The organism is Ensifer sp. Root142 (assembly GCF_001426785.1).
Classification (GTDB): domain Bacteria; phylum Pseudomonadota; class Alphaproteobacteria; order Rhizobiales; family Rhizobiaceae; genus Ensifer; species Ensifer canadensis.
Genome location: NZ_LMFK01000001.1, coordinates 322,080 through 339,989, shown reverse-complemented (window position 1 = coordinate 339,989; position 17,910 = coordinate 322,080). Strand labels below are relative to the sequence as shown.

Below are 17,910 nucleotides of genomic sequence, written 5' to 3'. Positions count from 1 at the left end.
AAGTGCTACAGCGACCTTTGCGCGTCTAATAAGACGCGCGGCGCTGTAGCAACGCACGCGACATCATCAATGCGCAGATGCACCACGCTCCCGCTCGCGGTCCATTCGAGCTTGTCAGGGCGTGATTACTGAGCGGCCTGGCAAGCCCTCAGGGCCTTGAAGGCTGCGTCGGTTCCGGCCAATTTTACGACAATGGGATTGCCGCCCTGGGGCGTAATCGTCACAGCCTTCTTCTTGGCCAGGTCATAGATGAAGTCAGCATTGTTGACCCATACGAACGCGCCGCGATAGCCGTCTATGGCTTGGCCCTTCGCCTCGCCGCTGAACTGCTGGCCATCGACATCGAACAGGACCGCAAGCTTTTCGTTTGCAGCAACATTAGCATCAGCTTTGGTGTAGAGCGCCATGTAGCCACGCAGCGCGGCCGTTGCATCGATGCCCATCTGAACTTGTGTACCGTCTGCGTTTGATTTTGTGATCAAGCATCCTGGCCCCATGTTGTCCTTCACGAGAATGTCCCAGCCGGCTTCTGAACCGTATTTGGTCTGGGCCATCACACCGGTTGCAAGGAGGGTCGAGAACGCCAGCGTCAGTCCAATTGCAATCTCCGTTTTCATAGCAATCTCCTTATGTTTAACAGGAATTACCAAGCCAAGCGCGGAAGGACGCCGTTTATAGCAGCGCCCAACAGGCTGCGCTGCAACGGCTTCAACACGAGTTTGCGCGCAGGAGAAAAGCGAGCAACTGCGGCTTTCTAATGGAAACGGGCGAAATACTATCGGCGCTGTCGCCTGGATTGCACCGGCAATCAAATAATTCGGTGGATTAACCCTTCATTAATCTTGGAATCGCCGAAAAATTGATAACGTGAACGTGGCTGCTTGCTTTTGGGCACCGCTGCCAATCGTAAGGCATTGAGGCAACCTTAGGGCGTCCGGCAACGGGCGCTCTTTGCGTGTAGCTCTTGAAAAGTTTCAACGATCACGCCTGCTGGAATGACTTGTGACGCGGACCCCGATACCGCAGCGCGTCGGCAATCAATGCAAATGCGGGCGACGTTTGCCGGCGGCTCGGGTAATAGAGGTGGTAGCCGGCAAAGGGCGGGCACCAATCTTCCAGAACCTGCACCAGCTGGCCCGAGGCGAGATAGGGCGCGACGGCATCTTCAGGCAGGTAGGTCAGGCCCAGCCCGCCAAGGGCCGCGTTCAGCCTGAGCGCGATGTTGTTGAAGACGAGTTGGCCCTCGACCCGCACCTTCACCTCGCGGCCTTGCCTCTCGAATTCCCAGGCATAGATGCCGCCATGGGTCGGCAGGCGCAAGTTGATGCAATTGTGCTCCGTCAGGTCCTGCGGCATTAGCGGCATTTTCCGTGTGGCGAAATAGGCGGGTGCGCCGACCACCGCCATGCGCATGTCGGGCCCGATGCGCACGGCGATCATGTCCTTGGCCACCTGCTCGCCGAGGCGCACGCCGGCGTCGTAGCGCTCCGAGACGATATCGGTCAGGCCGTAGTCGACGATCACCTCGACATGAACATCCGGATAATCAGGCAAGAGCCGCTCCAGCGCCGGCCAGAGGATGCGATCGGCCGCATGCTCGCCGGCGGTGATGCGGATCGTACCCGCCGGCTTGTCGCGAAACGCGCTGAGCGCTGCCAGTTCCTGGTCGATCTCATCCAGGCGCGGCCCAATCGACACCAGCAGCCGCTCGCCAGCTTCGGTCGGCGAGACGCTGCGGGTCGTGCGCGTCAGGAGCCTCAAGCCCAGCCGCGCCTCGAGCCCGCGGATGGTGTGGCTCAGCGCCGACTGTGAGACCCCGAGCTGCGCTGCCGCCTTCGTAAAGCTCCGTTCCCTTGCTACAGCAAGGAAGGCGATGAGGTCATTGATCGGCTGGCGCGGCATTCATGAATTCCCCTCATAAGCTCGTGCGATATTTACCATCTAATCCTGATCAATCCCACGCCCTAAATTGCTGCTGCATGTTTCCTGAGATCCTATTCAATCTAGGGATAAAACACGCAGCAATTCAAAGTGTTACAGCGACCTTTGCGCGTCCAATAAGGCGCGCGGCGCTGTAGTGACGACAGCGACGACGTCAGGCCCGACCACGGCCGCGTCGCCATTTGCAAAGGATCGACGCCATGAACATCAAACGAAGCGGCTCGCAGCCCTCGGCCAAGGGACCGGCGGATTATTTCACCGGCACGGTGCGCATCGATGCCCCCTTCAACGGCTCGTCCCCTGCCCGCGTCGGTGGCGCCACCGTCACGTTCGAGCCCGCCGCCCGCACCGCCTGGCACACCCATCCGCTCGGCCAGACACTGATCGTCCTATCCGGCCTTGGCCGCGTCCAGCGCGAAGGCGGTCCGGTCGAGGAAATCCGCCCCGGTGATATCGTCTGGTTCGAACCGGGCGAGAAGCATTGGCACGGCGCCTCGCCTTCCGCCGCCATGACCCATGTCGCGATCGCCGAAGCCCTCGACGGCAAGGTCGTCGACTGGATGGAGAAGGTCAGCGATGCGGACTATGGCGCCGAAATCAGGGCCGACTGATCGCCATCTCCCGGAGCGCCCTCGCCAGCCCGGCCGTGTGCGCCATTTCTAGCCCAAAGACATCATCATTCGAGACAAGGAAAAGCCCCATGGAAAAGCGCACACTCGGCAAAAGCGGCCTTGAAGTCTCCGCCCTCGGCCTCGGCTGCATGGGCCTCAGCTACGGCTATGGCCCGGCAACGGAGAAGCAAGCGGCAATCGCCCTCATCCGCACCGCGTTCGAGCGCGGCGTCACCTTCTTCGACACCGCCGAGGCCTATGGCCCCTACCAAAACGAAGAACTGCTCGGCGAGGCGCTCGCGCCGATGCGCAACAAGGTGGTGATCGCCACCAAGTTCGGTTTCGACTTTGACAACCAAGGTGGCCAGAGCGGCATGAACAGCCGGCCGGATCAGATCCGCAAGGTCGCCGATGCGGCACTGAAGCGCCTGAAGACGGACGTCATCGACCTCTTCTACCAGCATCGTGTCGATCCCAATGTGCCGATCGAGGACGTGGCCGGCACGGTGCAGCGGCTGATCAGCGAAGGCAAGGTCAGGCATTTCGGCCTTTCCGAAGCCGGCGCCGAGACCATCCGCAAGGCCCATGCGGAACAGAAGGTCGCTGCACTCCAGAGCGAGTATTCGCTGTGGTGGCGCGAACCGGAGGCCGAAATCCTGCCGCTGCTCGAAGAGCTCGGCATCGGCTTCGTACCCTTCAGCCCGCTCGGCAAGGGGTTCCTGACCGGCGCCATCAACGCCGACACCACCTTCGACGCCAAGGATTTCCGCAATGTCGTGCCGCGCTTCACGCCGGAGGCGCGCAAGGCCAATCAGGCGCTGGTCGATCTCCTGGGCCAGATCGCTGCCCGCAAGGGAAAAACGCCGGCGCAGGTAGCACTCGCCTGGCTGCTGGCGCAACAGCCTTGGATCGTGCCGATCCCCGGCACCACCAAGCTGCCCCGGCTCGAGGAAAACATCGGCGCCGCGGCCGTACGGCTGACCTCGGACGATCGCGGCGAAATCGACGATGCGCTCGCCAAGGTCACCATCGAGGGCGATCGTTATCCGGCCCACCTGCAGGCGCGCGTCGGCCGCTGAAGAAGAGGCAACAATGACAGAGAATATCAAGGACAAGGTGGTCGTCATCACCGGCGCCAGCAGCGGCCTTGGCGAAGCGACGGTGCGGCGGCTTGCCGGTGACGGCGCCAGGCTGGTGCTGGGCGCGCGCCGCATCGACCGGCTGCGGGCGCTTGCCGACGAGCTATCGCTCGGCAAGCAAGCTGCCGTTCAGACCGACGTAACGTCGTTCGAGGAGGTCAAGCGCCTGGTCGATCACGCCGTCCGGCTCCATGGCCGCATCGACGTCATGCTCAACAATGCCGGGCTGATGCCGCACTCGCCATTGGAGCGCTGCAAGGTCGAGGATTGGGACCGCACCATCGACGTCAACCTCAAGGGCGTGCTCTACGGCATCGGTGCTGCACTTCCTCACATGAAGCAGCAGAAGAGCGGCCACATCATCAACGTCTCCTCGGTCGCCGGCCACAAGGTCGGCCCCGGCGGTGCCGTCTATGCCGCCACCAAACACGCCGTACGCGTGATTTCCGAGGGGCTGCGGCAGGAGGTGAAACCCTACAATATCCGCACCACCATCATCTCGCCGGGGGCGGTCGCGACCGAACTGCCCGACAGCGTCACCGAGACTGATGTCGCCGAGAATGTCCGCGCGCTCTACGAGCGTATCGCCATCCCCGCCGACAGCTTTGCCCGCGCCGTGGTCTACGCCATGAGCCAGCCGGAGGATGTCGACATCAACGAGATCCTGTTCCGGCCGACCAGCCAGGAATATTGAAGCCGCGGGAGGGTGGCGCCTTGCCGCCCTCCTCTCGTGATCCCTTCGATCGCGCAAGCTGCTTCCTGCGCAAATACCGCTACAACGACCTCGGCAGCAAGACGCCGCGCCTCTCGACGAGACGCGGCGTTTTTCTTTTGCGGGTGGCGCAACGAGGAGAACCGGGCGAAAGCACCTGTCGAGGCAGCAGCGTCAGCCGGCTGCTACGGAGGCAATTGCCGCCGGTTTCGCTCCCTGGCCAACCTCGCCCAGCATCCAGTCGCAAAACGCCAGAACCCGCGGATCCTGGCCAGAGCTTTCGGGATAGACGAGGTGATAGGCATAGTCCTCGGCGACGCTGACGCCGATGTCGAACAGCTGCACCAGCCGTCCCTCGGCAAGTTCGTTGCGGATCATCGCGAGATCGACAAGGCCGACAGCGCCACCATCGATAACGGCCTCGACCACATGGCTGGTGTCGGTAAAGGCCACGCATCGGCTGTCGTCGAAATCATCGATGCCGGCAGCCGCCATCCACATGCGCCAGTTCGGCCACAGCATGCCTTCGGTATAGCATTCGACATGGCAAAGCGTCTGAGCGAAGAGATCGCGTGGCGTCTTCGGCCGTCCGCTGGCAGCGATCAGCTTCGGGCTGCAGACCGGGGCGATCACCGCCTCGAACAGGCGCTCAGACCGCGTCTGCGCATAACGGCCGGAGCCGAAGCGGATGGCGATATCGACATCGTCGGCGTCGAAATCCCTGACCTCGTCGCTGATGTCGAATGTCAGCTCGATCGTCGGGTTGGCGGCACGAAATTGCGACAGCCGCGGCAACAGCCAGTTGGTGGCAAAACGCGGGCTGAGCGACACGCGCAACTGCTGGGCGCCGCGCGCCATCCGGCGCGCACGGCCGACCGCCCGCTGCAGCGTCTCGAGCGCCTGGACCGCTGCCTCGAACACCACGGCGCCGGCCGGCGTCAGCTGGATGCTGCGGCTGGTGCGGGTGAACAGCACGAGGCCGAGTTGATCCTCGATTTCCTTGATCTGGTAGCTGACCGCCGCCGGCGTCAGCCCGACTTCGTCGGCCGCACGGGTGAAATTGAGATGGCGACCGGCAGCCTCGAAGGTTCTGAGCGCGCGGGTTCCTGGCAGCATTCGGCTCATGGATCTTCAAGCTCCATTTAACAATGCATCGAGAACTATTTGTTTTTCAATGAGCGATCAATCGGTGATGATCGAAAGCATTGATGATCGAAGCCATCGGGACCGCAGATTTCCGTCTCGCGGCGCCCAAATTTCCATGGAGTGAACATATGTCAGTTGGCTTGACCCCGAGCGATGGGCGGGCAGATAGCGCTGCCCTTGCGCCCGGTCAGAACGACGCGCTGCATTGGCCGGCGCGCCTTTGGGTAGCGCTCTTCATCTTCAGCGGGGTGATCCTGCTCGACGGGCTCGATATCTCGATGATTGCCGTAGCGATCCCCGAAATCCAGCATGAGTTCGGTATCAGTGCAGCCACCGCACAATGGCTGGTCAGCGCCTATATCCTCGCCTTCGGCGGCTTCCTGCTTCTGGGCGGGCGCTGTGCGGATCTGTTCGGCCGCAGGCGTGTGTTGGTCGTCGGGCTCGGTGTCTTTGCCGTGGTGTCGCTGTTCGGCATGGTCACCAACGACCCGATCCTTTTGATCGTTTCGCGCTTCATCAAGGGCATGACCGCAGGTTTCACCGGACCGGCGGCCATGTCGTTGCTGACCACGACCTTCCCGGAAGGCCCCCACCGCAACAAGGCTTTCGGCATCTTCAACCTCTTCGAGGCTTCGGGCTACTCCTCCGGCCTGCTCGTCGGCGGGCTGCTCGCCGGGCTGGACTGGCGCTACATCTTCGTGCTGCCGGCGCCGATCGCGGTGCTGTTGATGCTGGCTGCTTTGCGCTTCCTGCCGCCGGATGCGCCGCGCGCCGAGCGCCTGCGGCCGGATGTCGGCGGCGCGGTCACCCTCGTCGCCGGCATGCTGCTGCTCGTCTTCACCGTCGCCTCGACGGCCGATGCCGGCTGGACCTCGCTGCGCACGACCGGTGGCCTTGCGCTCTCCGCCCTGCTGCTCATCACTTTCCTGCTGATCGAGCACCATGTCGAGCAGCCGCTGATCCGGCTCGGCATCTTTCGCAACCGCGGCCTAGTAGCCGCCAATGTCAGCGCCGCCCTGCTCTATGGCGGCGCGATGGGCTTTCAATTCCTGATCGCTCTCTATCTGCAGAACCTCCAGGGTTGGAAACCGATACATATGGCTTTGATGCTCCTGCCGGCCGGTCTCATGGTGGTCATCCTCGGGCCGAAACTGGGGGCATTGATGAACCGTTTCGGCGTCCGTCGCGTGTTGATGGTTGGACTTGTGGCTTTCGTGCCCTGCTATCTCCTGATGCTGCGGATCGGCCCGACGCCTGACCTGTGGACCGTATTGCTGCCGGCATCGCTGCTCTGGGGCATTGGCTTTGCGCTCAGCATCTCGGCGCTGATGGTCGTCGGGACCAGTGGTGTCGCAGACGAGGAACAGGGGCTGGCCGCCGGACTGCTCAACAGCTCGCTGCAGGTCGGCGGCGCCTGCGGACTTGCCGTCGTCACCGCCGCGATCATGCCCGGCACGCAACTCGCCATGCTCTATCCCGGCGTCATCGTCATCCTGGCCTTTGCTATCCTGACGCTGCTGGCGCAATTGATCCATCGCCGCCGCTGAGGAGGCCGGCGCCGGCGCCGACCCGATCAACGGTCGGTCGCCGGCGACTACGTGTAAGGCATAATCTTGCAACCTCCGTCTTTCCTCGCTATGCCCTTCGCCATGGAACAGCTCGTCGAAATCGGAAATACGCGTGTTCTCAGATGCGCAGACGAAGGCGGCCTGCTGCGGGTCGCAGGCGACGCCAATGATTTTCTTGGCGATGCCTGGGCCCATAGTGCCGATATGCTCGCGATCCCGGTCACGCGCCTCGGCCCGGATTTCCTCAACCTCAGCACGCGCGTCGCCGGCGAGGTCTTCCAGAAGTTCGTGAACTACCGCATGAAATGCGCCATCGTCGGCGATATCTCTGGGGCGCTTGAAAGCAGCAAGGCGCTTGGCGACTTCGTTCGCGAAACCAACAAGGGCAATGCGCTCTGGTTTGTGCACGATTTCGATGCGCTTCGCCTCAAGCTCGCCAGCGCCGCCTGACCCAGCTTTCCCGAATGCATGTCGCGCAAAAATGCGCTGCGGTTTTGCAATGACGACATGTGAAAAACCCGGAACTTAAAGCGCGGCAAGCACACCCCGGAGCTCGCGGCGCGCTTCAAGCGAACGGCCCGCCCCGTGGCGGTTACTCAAACTTCTCCGTGCTATCCGCCTTGCCCTTGACCCAATATCCCGATGCCTTGATCCAGGAGAGCGGATAGCCACGTTCCTCGGTGAGATGCGCGCGGATCGCCCGCGTCACCGAGGCTTCGGCCGCGACCCAGACGAAAGTGTTGGGCTCGATGACGACAGAGCTAAGGATGGCGAGAAGCGCCGAGGCGTCGGTCGCCTGATGCAAGGGGCGATAGACCCAGTGGCACGTCAGGTCGGCCTTCGTCTCGAACGCCTGTTGCTCGGCAGCGTCAGCGACGGCGGCAATGCTGGTGATACGGGCGCCGGCAGTGGCCTCCTCGATCCGCCGACCGATCGCCGGCAGCGCTGTCTCGTCGCCGATCAGCAGCCAGCGCTCGACGTTGGAAATAACCGCCGAGCCGCGTGGGCCGCCGACGCTCAAGCCATCGCCCGGGCGCGCGTTCATTGCCCACTCCGTGATCGGCCCGGCCTCGTGCAGCGCGAAATCAAGCACCAGCGTGCGGGCGGCGGCATCGTAGCGGCGCGGCGTATAGTCCCGCCGCTCCTCCGTGCCCTCGGCTGAAGGCACCAGGATCTTGACGTGATCATCGGCGCCAAGGCTGACGAAATCGGCAAGGTCATCGCCAGAGAGCGTGATGCGCAGCATGCCGGGCGTGATCCGCTCGACATCGGTAACAGTGAGCGTGCGTCGCTTGAGATCGTGACGCACACGCTCGATCCTTGGGGTGGAAGCACTGTGGAAAGAGGGTTGGCTGTTGTCCATCTGTATCCTCTGGGGGCTCGCAAATCTCGATCCGCAGGACACAGTCGCGCAGATCGAAACATGAGAGCCGTTCGATCATACGCGTTGAGTGACGTTAACGCTTACGTGGCCGGACAGCGCCCGACCATTTCGCCCGTTGTAGCCGACATGCCGCCCTTCTGCAACGCGTTCTGAACGCGCTACCAAGAGCGACAGCGCCTCTAGAGCGTTCGGACCAAACGGCGTCGCCGAAACGCTCTATCTGTTTGTTTTTGCGCATTTCCCGACGGAAAACCGCTTCGCACTTTTCCTGGAAAGGCTCTATCCCGCCTTGTCGACCGCCGGCGGCGTCCATGTGCCGTCGACAACCGTCGGCTTTGGCCAGTAGGCGCGGATGTAGAGCGAGAAATCCCCGTCCTCCGGCGCCGGCAGCCAGTTGTCGCGAAGGTCCTCCTTCGGCGGCTCGGACTGGACGTAGATCGTCAATGATCCATCGGCATTGTATTTCAGTGACTTGTTCTTGGTGCCGAGTGAATAGCGCTTGATATCGTTCGGCTCGAAGAAGTGGTGCTCGTTGTAGAGCGTCAACGACCAGAATCCATTGACCGCAGGTGCTTCGCCCTTGGCAAAGGTCACGGTGTAGCTGTTCTTGCCGTTCAGGCGTGCGCTCGCCTGATCGAGATCCTGGTAGAAATACTTGGTCTCGGATGGCGCGTTGACGAAGATGTTCGACTTGGCGACGGCCGTACGGGTGTAATAGTCCGTGCCGAACGCCGCGTTGTTCGACGTCGTCGTCCAATTGTGCGTCAAGGGCAGGCCGTAGTTGCGGAACTGGAACAGCGGCTTGACCAGCCGCTCCTCTGCCTCCACAGCCGCCTCGTCCACCGCTTTGCGAATAGCCGGGTCGGCCTTGGCCGCTTCAGCGACCGCAAGCACCTGGGCGTAGCGCGCCTCTTCGCCCGGCAAGGGCGGCGCATCGGCGAGAACCAGCGGCAACTCGTCGATGAATTTCTCCGGCACCACCCATTGCGTTTCCGCCGATCCGTCACCGGAGGCCGGCACCTTCTTGACCGTGCTCCAGTCGACCGACTTCATCGTGCCGTCGAATTCCGACAACGGATAGAGCGTGATGCCCTTCAGCACCTCCTGGATGGCTGCCTTGTCCTCAGGCGTATCGTCCTGGAAGACGCGCGGAATGACGTTGGCGGTGTTGGTCGAGGCGCGGAAAACCTTGGTGATGCCCTTGGGAACCTCCCCCTGCCAGTTCGGCCCGACGAGCAGGTAGAATCCCGGCTGCGTGCCATACATCTTGCCGAGCTGGGCAAAGCTGTCGGTCCTGAGGTCGACGACCTGATAGACCCAGAAGCGATCCTTGAAGTCTGGGACCTGAATGACAACCGGCGATTGGTCGAGCCCCAGCAGCCCTGCGCCATAGACCACGTCCTGGTTCGGGCAGGCCACCAGCCGCTCATCCGGCTCGATATAGTCCGTCAGCATCGTCAGGCTGTTGATCGGCGCCATCGGGGCGGCACCGGAATAGATCCGCTGCGGAATCTTGGAAAAGGCCAGCCGCCGATTGAACATGTTGACCATCGGCCATGCCCAGAAATAGGCATCGCTGACGACGAGCTTTGCATAGTCGGCGGTGATCCGCGTGCCTGAAACCGGGCCGGCGGGCATGGAGGTGGCCCAGGCGGGCGAGATCCGTACCGGTTCTGCCGCTGCTTGGCGAACAGCAAGGATCGCGGCAATCGCGGTCACGGCCAGGATCGGGCGATGGGTTGTGGTGGTGACCATAAGAAATTCCCAGGGAAATGAAGCGACGGGCGCCGATTGGCAGACCGTGGATTACTTGACCTTCTCCAGATCGCCGGGCTTCCAGCTCTTGTCGAAGAAGGCCTTGGTCGGGCCGTAGAGGCGCAGGATCGTGAAGAAGCCCTGGTCGGGAATCGTGGCGATCCAGTTCTTCCCCTCACCCGGCGACTTCGGCCCGAAATAGATATCGGTCGAGCCGTCGGCATTCTGGACCGGCTTGTCCATGGTGTTGAGCGAGGGGAACGGCTGGCCGTTGTCAAGGCCCGATCCGGTGACCGGATCGTAGACCGTCACCGACCAGAAGATCTTGGCCGGGATATCCTTGGGCAGGGTCAGCTTGTAGTTCACGTCGCCCGAGAGATAGTCGCCGTCGGCGTCCCTGAAGGCATTGGGATATTTGGCGCCGACATTCTCCATGTTGATCGCCATGCCCGGGCTGGTCGAATAGGCATAGGTGAAGAAGCTGGAGCGGGCATCAAGCTGGTTGTAGCTGTCGGCGGTGAAATCGGCATTGGTCGAAAACGGGTTCAGCCACTGTCGGTCCTCGTAATATCTCAACGAGGTCGGCCCATAGCCTAGGCCATGCGCCATGCGCGAGGCGGTCTTGGCCGCATCGTCGAGCAGCTTGCGCATCTCTTCGTCGGGCGCAAACGCCTGCCCCTTGATGATGCCGAGATCGGCGGCCATGCCGCGCATCTCGAAATCCTTGGGGTCGACATATTCGTGCTCGACGAAGCGCGCCAGCATGTCGAAGGCCGCGCCATCCTGCGGATAGAGCATGTTGACCGCCACGCCTGAGGCATCGGGGAACTCCATCTTCTTCGCCGTCGCCTCCTTGCCGAGCGGATAGATGCGGGTCTGTTCCATCACCTTCACCGGCTCTTCCAGTTGCTTCGGGTCCTTGAAGAAGCCGCGCCAGAAGACGAAGACGCCATAGGTTCCGGAGCGATAGGTGAAGTAGCCGTCGGGAATTCCGCCCTCATAGTCCGGCGGCAGGATCAGATACTTTCCGCCCTTGCCCTGGTCCGGTCCGGGCAGCCCGACATCACCCGCCCATTTGCGTCCGCCGATCTCGCCTTCAGACGGGATCGGCCGCTGGAAGAAATCGTCGAGGATCCCCTGAAGTCCGGGCGGAACCTCGATCACCATCGGCCCGTCTTGCTTGAGGTCGAGATAGCCGAGCCCATAGATCACATCGGAATTGGGCGTGGTGATCAGCGTCTTGGCATCAAGCCGCTTCTTGAAGATCGGCAGGACATTGTAGCCTTTGCCGAATTTGGCCTCCGAGCCTTCCTTCATGCCGTACATGTTGAGCGCCGGCAGCGCCCAGAGATAGGTCTGCACCGCCCGCTGGAAGATCAACTCTTTCTGCAGCGCGGTGACGCTGTCCGGCGACAGATATCCCTTGGTGTAGGGCGCGCGCGCCAGATCGCGCGCGTCGGCAGCGACAGTGGTTGAGGTCATCGTCGAAAGGGCGAGAAGGCCCGCAGTCAGGCCAGTAGCTAGAATAGTGTATCGTGGCATCGTCCGCTCCTGGAATGCTCGATCACAAGATCACATCGATGGAGATGACAGAAGAACGTAACAGTTACGATGGCGGCGTAACGACAGATTCAGGGCGGGCGGGGCCAATCGCGGCCAGCCAAAGCGTGTCCCGCTAAACAGCATTCCTGTGCCGTCACCAGCCCGGCCGTTTCCGCTCCGCTGAAAGCGGAAGAGACACCACAAAGCTCAGCAAATTCAGGCGGGATTGCTGACAAGCCATGCATTGTCCTCGACAGATCGCTGGGACGGCCTAGCGAGGAACCCTCACTCCTGTGCTTGTCACAGGAGTCCAGTCAGTCCAAGTCCTTGGACGGAAAGGTCTTTCGATCCGACAGACGTCGGATCGCTGGATCCCCGTCACAAGGGCGAGGATGAGGGGCTCTTCCCATCAAATCAAAAAAGGCGCGCCCGTTTCCGCGGACGCGCCTCTCTAGGAGAAACCGGGTGGCTACCGTCAGGCCGCCAGTGCCGCGGCTTCGCCGCGCACGAGATCGCTGAGACGGCGGATGCCCTCTTCGATCATCTTGTCGTTGGCGCAGGAGAAGGAAACGCGCAGCGTGTTCTCGCCCGAACCGTCGGCAAAGAAGGCGCGGCCGGGCACGAAGGCGACCTTGGCCGTCTCCAGCGATTTCGCCAGAAGCGCCGTTCCGTCCATGCCCTTGGGCAGCGTCACCCAGACGAACATGCCGCCTTCCGGCTTGGTCCAGGTCACGCCATCGGGCATGTACTTTTCAAGGGCTGCCAGCATGGCGCTGCGGCGGTGCTTGTAGACCCTGTGGATCTTGGCGACCTGCGCGTCGAAACCACGCTCGGCAACCGTGCAGATCGCCATCTGGTTGATGGTCGAGGAATGCAGGTCGGCCGCCTGCTTCAAGAGAACGAGCTTGCGGATCACCGTTTCCGAGGCGCAGACCCAGCCGACGCGCAGACCCGGCGCCAGCGTCTTGGAGAACGAACCGCAATAGACGGTGCGGGTGTGGTTGATGTCGCCCTTGCGGGCGATTTCCAACGCCAGGATCGGCGGGATCGCCTCGCCGTCGTAGCGCAGCGACTGGTAGGCGGCGTCTTCGATAACGGCAATGTCGAGCTCTTCGGCAAGGTCGAGCACCCGTTCGCGCCCTGCCCGGTCCACCGTCTCGCCCGTCGGGTTGGAGAAGTCGGCCGAGAGATAGGCGAACTTGACGCGGCCGCCGGCGGCTTTCGCGGCCTCGGCATAGGCCGCAGGCGTGCGGTTGCCGCCCGGGTTCAGCTGGTCATAATGCGGCTCATAGGCGTTGAACGCCTGCAGCGCGCCGAGATACGTCGGCCAGGTCACGAGCGCCGTGTCGTTGGGCGACAGGAACAGCTTGCCGATATAGTCGAGGCCCTGCTGCGAACCCGAGGTGATGAAAATGTTGTCGACACCGGCTGGAATGCCGATCTTTTCCATCTGCTTGGCGAGCCATTCACGCAGCGGCTTGTAGCCTTCGCTGACGGAATACTGCAGCGCAGCGCTGACGGCGGGGCCGGAGAAGATCTCCGCATATGCGTCCTTGAACTCCACATCCGGAAACAGCTCGGGATCGGGAATGCCACCGGCAAACGAGATGATGTCGGGGCGGTCGAGCAGTTTCAACAGTTCGCGGATTTCCGAGGCGCGCATCCTGCTGGCGCGCGTCGCGAATATATGGTCCCAGTCGAGCATTGGGTCGTTTCCTCAAGGATTATTGGAGCGGGGCAGCGCCTCCAGGCTTCGTCCCGCAATCATTCTCATTGTGCTTCGACAGGATCACGGCGGCTAATTTATGTCAATGTTATTGACCTAAATCGGCTTCAATTTCTGCCTCACGCCATCTCACTTGACGTCAATTGAGTGACGGAGCGTAACCCACCGTTCCACCGAACGAGACTGGCCTTCGTAGCCCTGATGTTACTGTTACATCCTTGTCCGCCTCACGCACGGGGCGCAGACTTCCGTTCGTCCACCGATTGCAGACCCAGGCAGCATTTCCGACCCTTCAACGACGTGGAGTAAAGACGCCATGAGCACGCATCCCGACGACGATCAGCAGCAGAACGGACATCCCCTTGGCGTCAGCCGGCGCAATCTTCTGCTTGCCGGCAGTGCGCTTGCGGCAGCGGCGCTGACCACGTCAGGTGGGGCGACGCCGGCCGTCGCGCAGCAATCCGCCCAACCCGCCGCCGCAGGCGCCAAACCGAACATCCTCATGATCATGGGCGACGATATCGGCTGGTTCAACCCGAGCATCTACAACCGCGGCATGATGGGTTACCGCACGCCCAATATCGACCGCATCGGCAATGAAGGCGCTGTCTTCACCGACTGGTATGGCGAGCAGAGCTGCACCGCCGGCCGCGCCGCCTTCATCACCGGCCAGTCGCCGATCCGCACCGGCCTCACCAAGGTCGGCCTGCCCGGCGCCGATGTCGGCCTGCAGCCGGAGGACCCGACGGTCGCCGAATTCCTTAAGGCGCAAGGATATTCGACCGGCCAGTTCGGCAAGAACCACCTGGGCGACAAGGACGAATTCCTGCCGACCAATCATGGCTTTGACGAATTCTTCGGCAACCTCTACCATCTCAACGCCGAGGAAGAGCCTGAGAACCCCGACTATCCGAAGAGCCCCGAGTTCCGCAAACGCTTCGGCCCGCGCGGCGTCATCCACTCCTATGCCGATGGCCGGATCGAAGACACCGGTCCCCTGACGAAGAAACGCATGGAAACGGTCGACGGCGAGTTTCTGGTCGCAGCGCTCGATTTCATCGATCGGCAGAACAATGCCCAGAAACCGTGGTTCTGCTACTTCAACTCCACGCGCATGCACGTTAACACCCACCTGAAACCCGAGTCCGCAGGCAAGACCGGCAAGGGCGTCTATGCCGATGGCATGGTCGAACATGATGGCATGGTCGGCGAACTCCTGAAGAAGCTCGACGATCTCGGCCTCGTCGAAAACACCATCGTCATCTACACCACCGACAACGGCGCCGAAGTGATGACCTGGCCGGATGGCGGCAACACCCCGTTCCGCGGCGAAAAGGCGACCAATTGGGAAGGCGGCTACCGCGTGCCGACCTGCATCCGCTGGCCTGGTGTGATCAAGCCGAACACCGTCTACAACGACATGTTCTCGCACTACGATTTCATCCCGACCTTCTGCGCGGCCGCGGGAGAGCCGGATATCGTCGCCAAATGCAAGGCCGGCTACGAGGCGGGTACCAAGACCTTCAAGGTGCATCTCGACGGCAACAACCTCATGCCCTTCTTCCGCGGCGAGGTGAAGGACGGGCCGCGGCGCGAATTCCTCTATTGGAACGACGACGGCGAACTGGTCGCCGTGCGCTTCCAGGACTGGAAGGTCGTGTTCAAGGCACAGGAAAGCACCGGCATCGGCGTCTGGCGCGACGAGTTCACCACGCTCCGCGTGCCCAAGCTGTTCAACCTGAGGGCCGATCCATTCGAGCGCGGCGACGAGTCGATCGAATACGAATCCTGGTACTTCGCCCGAGCCTTCGTGGTGGTGCCGTCGCAGGCGATCGTGGCGAATTGGCTGTCGAGCTTCCAGGAGTTCCCGATCCGCCAGAAGCCGGCAAGCTTCAACCTCGACGACGTGATGAACAAGCTGTCCGCTTCCGGCAGCAAATAGCGCCGGGTCATGAGGTCCGGGCCTTCGGGTCCGGGCCTCCTGCCCTGCGAACACCGCTACAGCGCCGCCCGTCAAATATGACGCGCAAAGAACGCTGTAACGCTTTAAACTTGCTGCATAATTTCATCCTTAAATCGAATCCGATTTAAGGGATTATGCAGCAATCAGCCCGCAGCCTCGAGGCTTGCAAGAGCGTCGGCGATCCGCGGCGGCGCCTTGGCGCGCGCATACATTCGCTCGAGATAGGCCTTGAGATTGGGGAACCCGTCGATCAGCCCGACCTCATTGCCCCAGTCGATGACATAGACGGTGACGCAATCGGCGATGCTGATGCGGTCGCCGATGACGAACGTACGCCCGTCCATGTGACGCTCGAGCACCTCAGCCATCGCCACAAACTCCTCCTTGGCAAGCGCAATGTCCTCGGGCAGACGCTTGTCTTCGGGGTATAGGAATGTGTGCTTGGCGATCCGCCATAGCGGCTGCTCCAGCTCGGTGACGGCAAACAGCGTCCAGCGATAGGCCTGCGCCCGCTCGTTCAAGTCGGTGGGCATCAGCCCCTTGTCGGCGTATTTCTCGGCCAGATAGAACACGATCGCGGCGGATTCCGTCAGCACCAGGTCTCCGTCGACCAGTACCGGAACCTTTCCGGCGGGGTTGAGGCGCAGAAAATCGGGGTGACGGTTTTCGCCGCCCAGCAGGTTGACCGGCACGAACTCGAAGTCCGCATCAAGCTCCTGAAGCGCCCAAAGGGCACGAAGCGAACGTGTCGGACCCAATCCATAGAGTTTCATCATCTTGGCTTTCCTCGATTTCAATCAGCCTGCAGCGTCGCTGCACTGTCAAAACGGCGGCCCCGAATGGCTGATCTCATGTTTGCGCACATTCCCTGCATCGAATTTCACATCGGTTTTGGGCGGCTTCGCTATTTTTCTCCAAGCCCTGAGGGCGGCTTCGGATTCCCACAGTTCCATCATGTTAACACGGGAAGGATCGACGGAGTCTTCGCTGATCGACAGGTCGAGGCAGCCTACAGCGCCGCGCGTCTTATTAGATGCGCAAAGGTCGCTGTAGCACTTTGAATTGCCACATGTTTTTATCCTTAAATCGAATAGGATTTAAGGAAACATGCAGTAAGAGGAATACCAAGTGACGAGCACACGCGACGATACCATGGCCTTCTACCGCGACAACGCCGAGACTTATGCGGCACGCGACCGTCAACCGCCGACGGATCGTCTCGCCGCCTTCATCGCCCGGCTTTCGCCCGGTGCCGCTGTGCTCGATCTCGGCTGCGGTGGCGGCCACGACAGCCTGCATCTGATCGAGGCAGGGCTCGAAGTCACGCCCTGCGACGGATCTGCGGAACTGGCGCGCGCGGCAGAGCGGCGGATCGGCCGCAAGGTCGAGATCGTCACCTTTCAGGACATCGAGTGGAGCCAGAGGTTCGACGCCATCTGGGCGGAAGCCTCGCTGTTGCACGTGCCGCGCACCGAATTGCCTGACGTGCTGGTGCGGGTGCACAGGGCCTTGCGGCCGGGCGGCCTGCTGCAGGCGAGTTTCAAGGCGGGCGAACGGGAAGGCCACGACCGCTTCGGCCGTTACTTCAACTATCCCTCGGCAGCCTGGCTCCGGACCTGTTTCGAATGGGCCGGATGGTCGAACATCCACATCGAAGAAGCGGACGGCGGCGGCTACGACAACCAGCCGACCCGCTGGCTGCATGTGACGGCCACGGCTGACCACGCAACGCCTCGAAGCGGGCTGCTTCCCTCCTGCGCACGCAGACGGACACTCCGCGCGTCGGTCAGCACCATCGATCGAAAAATGAAAGGACCACGCGTTCAGGAGGACTGTACCGCCCGCAGCAACTGCCGCTTTGCGCGGCTACTGCCTGTTTCCTTAAATCCTATTCGATTTAAGGATAAAAACTTGCGGCCATTCAAAGTGCGACAGCGACGTTTGCGCGTCTAAATAAAACGCGCGGCGCTGTAGGGGCACGGGCGGATCAGCACCAGAAAGCAAAGGCCGGCGACCCGCTCTAACGACGCGAACAGTTCAAGCCAAAACCTTATCTCAGGCTTCGCGACTAAAGTAACTCAGGATCAGAAGCGTGCAGATCGCGCCGATGATCAGCGCATCGAAAAGTGCAAAGTGCTCCAGAATGTTTGGCATGGTACATCCTCCTTCCCACTAAACCTATGAGAGCATAATTTTGTTCCAATGGAAAGCTTTTCAGGAAAATATACTTTATTGATCAACGTCAATTCAGAAACACAATCTTGCAACGCAACAGACAAATACTGCAACGCACAAACGGATAACCAGTCAAATTCCACGGAAACCTCAACCAGAAAGAGTATCGCGGAGGTAACAGTCATGGCTCGCAACCGTCCCCAGGCTGGCTGGTTGCGTTACATGGCCGCGCCGACCAGTCCGGCCAC

General features: G+C 61.6%; 14 protein-coding genes and 1 pseudogene. 7 read left to right on the top strand and 8 right to left on the bottom strand.

What is annotated here, in order from left to right:
- Positions 1-125: 125 nt before the first annotated feature.
- Together ASD52_RS01555 and ASD52_RS01550 are read right to left on the bottom strand one after the other, a co-directional pair.
- A complete protein-coding gene (locus ASD52_RS01555; RefSeq protein ID WP_025427549.1) occupies positions 126-617 on the bottom strand; it encodes a hypothetical protein in 492 nt (163 codons plus the stop codon).
- A gap of 364 nt (positions 618-981) precedes the next feature.
- Positions 982-1,902, bottom strand: coding sequence for a LysR family transcriptional regulator (locus ASD52_RS01550; RefSeq protein WP_025427550.1), 921 nt, complete (start codon positions 1,900-1,902; stop codon positions 982-984).
- A 239-nt stretch (positions 1,903-2,141) separates the two neighbouring features.
- Here ASD52_RS01550 and ASD52_RS01545 point away from each other — a divergent pair, with 239 nt between their 5' ends.
- The 3 genes from ASD52_RS01545 (at position 2,142) to ASD52_RS01535 (ending at position 4,385) form a co-directional block, all read left to right on the top strand.
- On the top strand, positions 2,142-2,552 hold the full coding sequence (locus ASD52_RS01545; protein WP_025427551.1) for a cupin domain-containing protein: 411 nt from the start codon (positions 2,142-2,144) through the stop codon (positions 2,550-2,552).
- Between the two features lie 89 nt (positions 2,553-2,641).
- The gene (locus tag ASD52_RS01540) at positions 2,642-3,631 is read left to right on the top strand and encodes an aldo/keto reductase (RefSeq protein WP_025427552.1); all 990 of its coding nucleotides are present in this window, start codon (positions 2,642-2,644) and stop codon (positions 3,629-3,631) included.
- A gap of 13 nt (positions 3,632-3,644) precedes the next feature.
- Positions 3,645-4,385 (top strand): SDR family oxidoreductase, encoded by a 741-nt coding sequence (locus ASD52_RS01535; RefSeq protein WP_025427553.1) that lies wholly within the window; start codon positions 3,645-3,647, stop codon positions 4,383-4,385.
- A 192-nt stretch (positions 4,386-4,577) separates the two neighbouring features.
- Here ASD52_RS01535 and gcvA read toward each other — a convergent pair whose 3' ends face one another.
- Positions 4,578-5,528, bottom strand: a complete 951-nt coding sequence (gcvA, locus tag ASD52_RS01530; RefSeq protein WP_025427554.1) for a transcriptional regulator GcvA — start codon at positions 5,526-5,528, stop codon at positions 4,578-4,580.
- A 149-nt stretch (positions 5,529-5,677) separates the two neighbouring features.
- On the opposite strand from gcvA, the gene ASD52_RS01525 reads away from it, so the two are divergent.
- Positions 5,678-7,096 (top strand): MFS transporter, encoded by a 1,419-nt coding sequence (locus tag ASD52_RS01525; RefSeq protein WP_081788907.1) that lies wholly within the window; start codon positions 5,678-5,680, stop codon positions 7,094-7,096.
- Positions 7,097-7,162: 66 nt separating this feature from the next.
- The gene (locus ASD52_RS01520) at positions 7,163-7,567 is read left to right on the top strand and encodes a DUF4180 domain-containing protein (RefSeq protein WP_234907744.1); all 405 of its coding nucleotides are present in this window, start codon (positions 7,163-7,165) and stop codon (positions 7,565-7,567) included.
- 142 nt (positions 7,568-7,709) lie between these two features.
- Here the strand turns inward: ASD52_RS01520 and ASD52_RS01515 are convergent, their stop codons facing one another.
- The 4 genes from ASD52_RS01515 to ASD52_RS01500 all read right to left on the bottom strand — a co-directional run bounded on the left by ASD52_RS01515 (position 7,710) and on the right by ASD52_RS01500 (position 13,503).
- Positions 7,710-8,480: a siderophore-interacting protein gene (locus ASD52_RS01515; RefSeq protein ID WP_025427557.1), complete on the bottom strand. Its 771-nt coding sequence runs from the start codon at positions 8,478-8,480 to the stop codon at positions 7,710-7,712.
- A gap of 300 nt (positions 8,481-8,780) precedes the next feature.
- Positions 8,781-10,256, bottom strand: coding sequence for a DUF1254 domain-containing protein (locus ASD52_RS01510; protein ID WP_025427558.1), 1,476 nt, complete (start codon positions 10,254-10,256; stop codon positions 8,781-8,783).
- Positions 10,257-10,307: 51 nt separating this feature from the next.
- Positions 10,308-11,798, bottom strand: coding sequence for a DUF1254 domain-containing protein (locus ASD52_RS01505; RefSeq protein WP_038576223.1), 1,491 nt, complete (start codon positions 11,796-11,798; stop codon positions 10,308-10,310).
- Between the two features lie 475 nt (positions 11,799-12,273).
- Positions 12,274-13,503 (bottom strand): PLP-dependent aminotransferase family protein, encoded by a 1,230-nt coding sequence (locus ASD52_RS01500; RefSeq protein ID WP_057206203.1) that lies wholly within the window; start codon positions 13,501-13,503, stop codon positions 12,274-12,276.
- A 337-nt stretch (positions 13,504-13,840) separates the two neighbouring features.
- Between ASD52_RS01500 and ASD52_RS01495 the strand changes: the two genes are divergently transcribed.
- Positions 13,841-15,466, top strand: coding sequence for an arylsulfatase (locus ASD52_RS01495; RefSeq protein WP_025427561.1), 1,626 nt, complete (start codon positions 13,841-13,843; stop codon positions 15,464-15,466).
- Positions 15,467-15,630: 164 nt separating this feature from the next.
- Here the strand turns inward: ASD52_RS01495 and ASD52_RS01490 are convergent, their stop codons facing one another.
- A complete protein-coding gene (locus ASD52_RS01490; RefSeq protein WP_025427562.1) occupies positions 15,631-16,263 on the bottom strand; it encodes a glutathione S-transferase family protein in 633 nt (210 codons plus the stop codon).
- A 376-nt stretch (positions 16,264-16,639) separates the two neighbouring features.
- Here ASD52_RS01490 and ASD52_RS01485 point away from each other — a divergent pair.
- A pseudogene (locus ASD52_RS01485) lies at positions 16,640-17,200 on the top strand (class I SAM-dependent methyltransferase); the annotation flags it as partial.
- Between the last annotated feature and the right edge of the window lie 710 nt (positions 17,201-17,910).